This window comes from Mesorhizobium sp. M7A.F.Ca.US.014.04.1.1, from assembly GCF_003998745.1.
Lineage (GTDB): Bacteria > Pseudomonadota > Alphaproteobacteria > Rhizobiales > Rhizobiaceae > Mesorhizobium > Mesorhizobium ciceri.
The window spans coordinates 1-5,830 of the sequence record NZ_RZRW01000373.1; the positions used below are offsets into that span (position 1 = coordinate 1).

6 protein-coding genes and 1 pseudogene are annotated in these 5,830 nt (G+C 62.1%); 4 read left to right on the forward strand and 3 right to left on the reverse strand.

The annotated features are described in order from the left end of the window. Window positions 1-424 (reverse strand): annotated as a pseudogene (locus tag EOA22_RS22330) (PrkA family serine protein kinase); the annotation flags it as partial. Between the two features lie 240 nt (window positions 425-664). On the opposite strand from EOA22_RS22330, the gene EOA22_RS22335 reads away from it, so the two are divergent. After that, a complete protein-coding gene (locus EOA22_RS22335; RefSeq protein ID WP_063169111.1) occupies window positions 665-1,471 on the forward strand; it encodes an alpha/beta hydrolase in 807 nt (268 codons plus the stop codon). A 98-nt stretch (window positions 1,472-1,569) separates the two neighbouring features. Next, complete coding sequence (locus EOA22_RS22340; RefSeq protein ID WP_063169110.1) at window positions 1,570-3,123, forward strand: acetolactate synthase large subunit; 1,554 nt, start codon at window positions 1,570-1,572, stop codon at window positions 3,121-3,123. A 15-nt stretch (window positions 3,124-3,138) separates the two neighbouring features. Here the strand turns inward: EOA22_RS22340 and EOA22_RS22345 are convergent, their stop codons facing one another. Continuing rightward, window positions 3,139-3,441 carry a BolA family transcriptional regulator gene (locus tag EOA22_RS22345; RefSeq protein ID WP_063169109.1) on the reverse strand — a complete coding sequence of 101 codons (303 nt, stop codon included), beginning with the start codon at window positions 3,439-3,441 and terminating at the stop codon, window positions 3,139-3,141. A gap of 181 nt (window positions 3,442-3,622) precedes the next feature. Here EOA22_RS22345 and EOA22_RS22350 point away from each other — a divergent pair, with 181 nt between their 5' ends. Both EOA22_RS22350 and cobS read left to right on the forward strand, forming a co-directional pair. Further along, the gene (locus tag EOA22_RS22350) at window positions 3,623-4,252 is read left to right on the forward strand and encodes a J domain-containing protein (RefSeq protein WP_013529366.1); all 630 of its coding nucleotides are present in this window, start codon (window positions 3,623-3,625) and stop codon (window positions 4,250-4,252) included. 123 nt (window positions 4,253-4,375) lie between these two features. After that, the gene (cobS, locus tag EOA22_RS22355; protein ID WP_013529367.1) at window positions 4,376-5,362 is read left to right on the forward strand and encodes a cobaltochelatase subunit CobS; all 987 of its coding nucleotides are present in this window, start codon (window positions 4,376-4,378) and stop codon (window positions 5,360-5,362) included. Window positions 5,363-5,569: 207 nt separating this feature from the next. Here the strand turns inward: cobS and EOA22_RS38170 are convergent. After that, a partial coding sequence (locus EOA22_RS38170) for a hypothetical protein (RefSeq protein ID WP_206521314.1) occupies window positions 5,570-5,830 on the reverse strand: 261 nt, incomplete at its 5' end.

Sequence of the window (5,830 nt, forward strand, 5' to 3'; positions counted from 1 at the left end):
CCTTCAGCGTGTAGATCGGGCGCTGTTCCATCAACTTCTTCAGCCGCTCGGCAAGGGAGGATTTGCCGCCGCCCACCGGGCCGAGCAAATAGAGGATTTGCTTGCGCTCCTCGAGCCCCTGGGACGCATAGCGAAAATAGCCGGCGATGCGCTCGATTGTATCCTCCATGCCGTAGAAATCGGCGAAGGAGGGGTACACTTTCAGGGTCCGGTTGGAGAAAATACGGCCGAGCCGCTCATCCTTGCTGGTGTCGACCAGGTTCGGCTCGCCGATCGCCTCGACCATCCGTTCAGGCGCCGAGGCATACATCGACTTGTCCTCGCGGCAGGCAAGGAGATATTGCTGGATGCTGATCTCTTCCTGCGCCGCGTTGGTGTAAATTTCCGAAAAGAGATCGAAGACGTCAGACTGGTTCTCTCGCATGATGCTTTTGCCCTCGGAGCCGCTGTGGCTTCCATTCGGCTCGTCTCGCATTCAACTGCCGGGGGGCACCGTTTGTTCCCTTCATGTGAAGAGGTGGCCGCGATCTTAAGGATTGAGGCTACTCCGCGAGACCAAAGCGCTCGTTGCGGAGCCGTATTCAGCGGGTAGCGGGTGTGTTGCGAACCCCTGACTGGACGGCTGGGGCGGCCGCGTGCAGTCTTGCCTTGCCAGGAGACAATGATGATCGATCGACGAAGCCTGATCATGGCCTCCATGGCGGCGATGCTGCCGTTGGAAGCGTCGGCCGCGTGGAAAACACGCCGGCCCACGCCAGAAACCTTCGACTACGGGCCGGCCAAGCTCGACATCTACGCGCCCGATGGTGCAACCGGCCTGCCGGTCGTGTTTTTCGTTCATGGCGGCACCTGGCAGTTTGGCAAACGCAGTCAGGTGGACGCCAAACCGGCCTTCCTGCTCGCCAACGGCTTCTGCTTCGTCTCCATCGATTACCGCATGCTGCCGCAGGCCAATGTCGCCACCCAGGCTGGTGACGTCGAAAAGGCCTATGCTTACATCAGGGCCAACATCGCCCGGCATGGCGGCGATCCCAACCGCATCGTCGGCATGGGCCATTCGGCCGGCTGCCATCTGGTTGCGCTGACCGGCATGCGCGGCGGATTGCCGGGCATAGCCGCGCTCATCCTCGACGACACCAGGGCCTATGATCTTGCAGCACTTGCCAAGAATGGCGGTATGGTCCGGGCCTATGCCCGCGTCTTTTCCGATCCCGCGCAATGGGCGGCACTTTCGCCGGCCAGCTATGTCGACGGCCGCAAGCACCCGCCGACTTTCATCGCCTATTCGCGGGCATCGGGCCGGAGCGAGGACTCCAGGGCCTTTGCCGAGCGCCTGCGATCGACGGGCACCAAGGTTACGCTGTTCGACGGCAGCGCCTATACGCATATGTCGATCAATCGCGATTTCGGCGAGGAGGGCGACGCGCTGACCGCGGCCGCGCTGGCATTCCTGAAATCGACGGTTGGCTGATCTTTACGGCACTGGATTAGATCAAAAGTAGCGGCAAGACATTGCTGCAGGTGCTCGCGGGTGCAACTGCTCTGCGATCTTGAGCGGGAGGGAATTGCATGAACGGCGCCGATGTCCTGTGTGACGTGCTTCTGGCCAATGATGTGACGGTCTGCTTCGCCAATCCCGGCACCTCCGAAATGCACTTCGTTGCAGCGCTTGACCGCAAGCCGAAAATGCGTTGCGTGCTCGGGCTGTTCGAAGGCGTGGTGACGGGTGCCGCCGATGGCTATGCGCGGATGACCGATCGGCCGGCCGCGACGCTGCTGCATACCGGTCCCGGCCTGGCCAACGGGCTGGCCAACATGCACAATGCCCGGCGTGCCTTCAGCCCGATGATCAACATCGTCGGCGACCACGCCTCTTACCATCTGCCGCTCGATGCCCCACTCACCAGCGATATCGAGAGCCTTGCGGCGCCGATGTCCAACTGGGTCGGCCGCGTCAAGGGTCCGGCCGATGTCGTGCCGGCAGCTGAAGCGGCCTTTCGCGCCTCGCTGACACCACCCGGCGTCGCGACCCTGATCCTGCCGGCGGATGCCGCCTGGGGCGAAGTCGAGGCGGTTTTGCCCGGCAAGGTGACGTTGGCGCCGACGCCGGCCGTCGATATGGACGCGGTACGCAAGATCGCCGCGGCGATCCGTGCCGCTCCGGGCCGGGCCGGCATGATCGTTCGCGGAAAGGCCGCGCGCGCCGATGCGCTCGCCATCGCCGGGCAGATCTCGACGGGCAGCGACGTCCGGCTGTTCGGCGAGGTTCTGATCGCACGGATGCAACGCGGGCGCGGGCGTGTCGCGCCGACCCGCATCCCCTATCCGGTCGATGCGGCGATGGCTGTGCTGAGCGACGTCGATGTTCTGATCCTGGTCGGCGCAAAGGAGCCGGTTGCCTTCTTCGCCTATCCGGGAAAACCGGGACGGCTTGTCCGGGAAGGCTGCGAGGTGCTGACATTGGCCGCCCATGGCGACGATCTGCATGCGGCGCTGGAGGCGCTTCGCGACGAACTTGGCATCAAGCCGTCGCGACACAAGGTGCTGGCGGCCGCTTTTCCCGACGAGGCAACGCCGAACGGCAAGCTGACGGAAGATGCCGTCGCACTTTCGGTGGCGCGCAAACTGCCGGCCGATGCGATCGTCTGCGATGAAGCGGTCACCTCGGCCAGGCGTTTCTTCGCGCTGTCGGCCTTTGCCGCGCCGCACGACTACATGATGGGCACGGGCGGATCGATCGGTGGCGGCATCCCGATGGCGACCGGGGCGGCAATCGCCTGTCCCGACCGCAAGGTGGTCAATCTCGAAGCCGACGGCAGCGGCATGTACACGGTGCAGGGATTGTGGACGCAGGCGCGGGAAAAGCTCGACGTGGTGACGATCGTGTTTTCCAACCGAACCTATGCGATCCTGCATGGCGAGATGAAGAATGTCGGCGTCGGCGCCATCGGCGAGAACGCCAGGCGCATGCTCGACCTCGACCATCCCTCGCTCGACTGGGTATCGCTGGCCAAAGGCATGGGCGTGGAGGCGGCTCGCGCCGATACGTGCGAGCGCTTCGACGCGTTGCTGGACAGTGCGCTGTCACGGCGCGGGCCGTTCCTCATCGAAGCGGTGCTCTGAGCGCGGGGAAGCGACCTACCAGCGGGTCTTTTCGCCGGGAGCCGCGGGTTCGATCGCCAGCGCATGCACGCCGGCCTTCAGTTCGTCGGCAAGCAGTTCGTTGACGGCGCGGTGACGGTCGATGCGGCTCATGCTGGCAAAGGCGGAAGCGACGACGCGGACGCGAAAATGCGTCTCGCCGGTGCCGTCGTAAGTGCCGTGATGGTCGGAGCCGTGATGGTGGTGGCCGGCATGGAGATGGCTCTCGTTGATGATAACCAGCCTGTCCGGCGAAAATGCCTTGTTGAGCTTGTCTTCCATGGTCGCCTGTATGGACATCGCCATCTCCCTTCACCACATATCGTTGGCGTCTCGGCCTGGAAACCGAAAATCGGTTTCGCGAGGGGCCGCCGCCGCGCAACAAAATCCGCCATTCGCCTGCTTTATGCCGCGATTCAGCGGTTAGGGCGATGATCGCGAAAATGTCAATTCTTGTTTCGCATCTGCGAACGCCCCATAAATGGGTAAGATGAAGCCGTACCCCAAATATTTCGAGAAGATTCGCGTCCGTCCCGACAAGGACGCGGAGCTGAAGTCGCACTCGCCGATCTGCCAGTGGGACGGCTGCAAGGAAGCGGGCACCCATCGTGCGCCGGTCGGGCGCATGAAGGAGGGTGAGTATTTCCACTTCTGCTTCGATCATGTGCGCGAGTACAACAAGGGCTTCAACTACTTTTCCGGCGTGCCGGACACCGAGGTCGCGCGCTTCCAGAAGGAAGCCATGACCGGGCACCGGCCGACCTGGAAGATGGGCGCCAACGGGGCCTCGACCCGGTCGTCGCCCGATATGGCCCAGATGCGCTCCGGCCGCGCCGGCTACTATAACCGCATGCGCGACCCGTTCGACCTGTTCAAGGGACCCAAGGATCCGCGCGAGGCGCGCGAGCGCAAGGCCAAGCCGCTTGAGGCCAAGGCGCTGGAAACGCTTGGTCTTGATACAAAGGCGACTGGCAAGGAGATCAAGGCGCGCTATAAGGAACTGGTGAAACTACACCATCCGGATGCGAATGGTGGCGACAGAGGTTCGGAAGACCGGTTCCGCGATGTGCTGCAAGCCTATCGCGTGCTCAAACAGGCGGGCCTGTGCTGAGCGACCATACGGTTCGTGTCGTTTTCCAACTTTCATAAGGTTGGAAAAGGCTTTAAGACCGCCCCCGGACAAAATCGATTGCCGGCGAAATCAGACGTTTCGCCCGTGGAGACGTTGAGAGATATGAACAAGGTCGATCGCGACATCGCCAACCTGCCCGACACGACGGTGTCGGTGAAGGAGAAATTCGGCTTCGAATCCAAGATGGTGGTGCCGGCCTATTCGGTGACATCGGAGCATGTGCCCGACATCGACCCGGACTATCTGTTCGACAAGAACACGACGATGGCGATCCTTGCGGGCTTTGCCTACAACCGCCGCGTCATGGTGTCGGGCTATCACGGTACCGGCAAGTCGACCCATATCGAACAGGTAGCCGCCCGCCTCAACTGGCCCTGCGTGCGCGTCAACCTCGACAGCCATGTCAGCCGTATCGATCTCGTCGGCAAGGACGCGATCGTGGTCAAGGACGGGTTGCAGATCACCGAATTCCGCGACGGCATCCTGCCCTGGGCCTACCAGCACAATGTCGCGCTGTGCTTCGACGAGTATGATGCCGGCCGTCCGGATGTGATGTTCGTCATCCAGCGCGTGCTGGAATCGTCAGGCCGGCTGACGCTGCTCGACCAGAGCCGGGTTATCCGCCCGCATCCGGCCTTCCGGCTGTTTTCGACCGCCAACACGGTCGGCCTGGGCGACACCACCGGCCTCTATCACGGCACCCAGCAGATCAACCAGGCCCAGATGGACCGCTGGTCGATCGTCACCACGCTGAATTATTTGCCGCACGACAATGAAGTCGCCATCGTGCTGGCCAAGGCCAAGCACTATCGCGACGGCAAGGGCAAGGACATCGTCAACAAGATGGTGCGCGTCGCCGACATGACGCGCTCGGCCTTCATCAACGGCGATCTGTCGACCGTGATGAGCCCGCGCACGGTGATCACCTGGGCAGAGAATGCCGAGATATTCGGCAATATCGGCATGGCGTTCCGGCTGACCTTCCTCAACAAGTGCGACGAACTGGAGCGCTCGGTGGTGGCCGAGTTCTACCAGCGCGCCTTCGGCGAGGATCTGCCCGAGAGCGCCGCCAACGTGGTGCTGGGCTAAGACCGCTCCATGGGAACGACCCACCGGACGTTCCTATGGAGTCTTGTATTCCTCTGCTTTGGTCTCAGTCAGGCAGCCATGGCCCAGAACCAACCACTCAAACCTGGGCAGACTTGGACGTATCACGGCGCGACACCAGTATCCTCGCGTGTGATCATAGGCGCTGTCGATTATCTGGAAGGCGAAAGTCAGCCGATCGTATCGATCTCAGTCTCTGACGCGCCGATACCTAATGACGGAAAGCAGCTGCAAACAATCCCTCACCTCCCTGTAGCGGCTGACGTACTGAGAGAAAGTCTGGTTGAACTTGAGGGTGTTCGTCCAATTCCCGACGGGTTTGACCACGGATACAGTCATTGGAGACAGGCATATGACAGTGGGAAAGGCGGCTATTTTACGATCTCGGTCGAAGAGATTATCGGCCTCCTGCGCACTCAGCTTGGCCAGCGGCCAGCGGTACAATAGAGA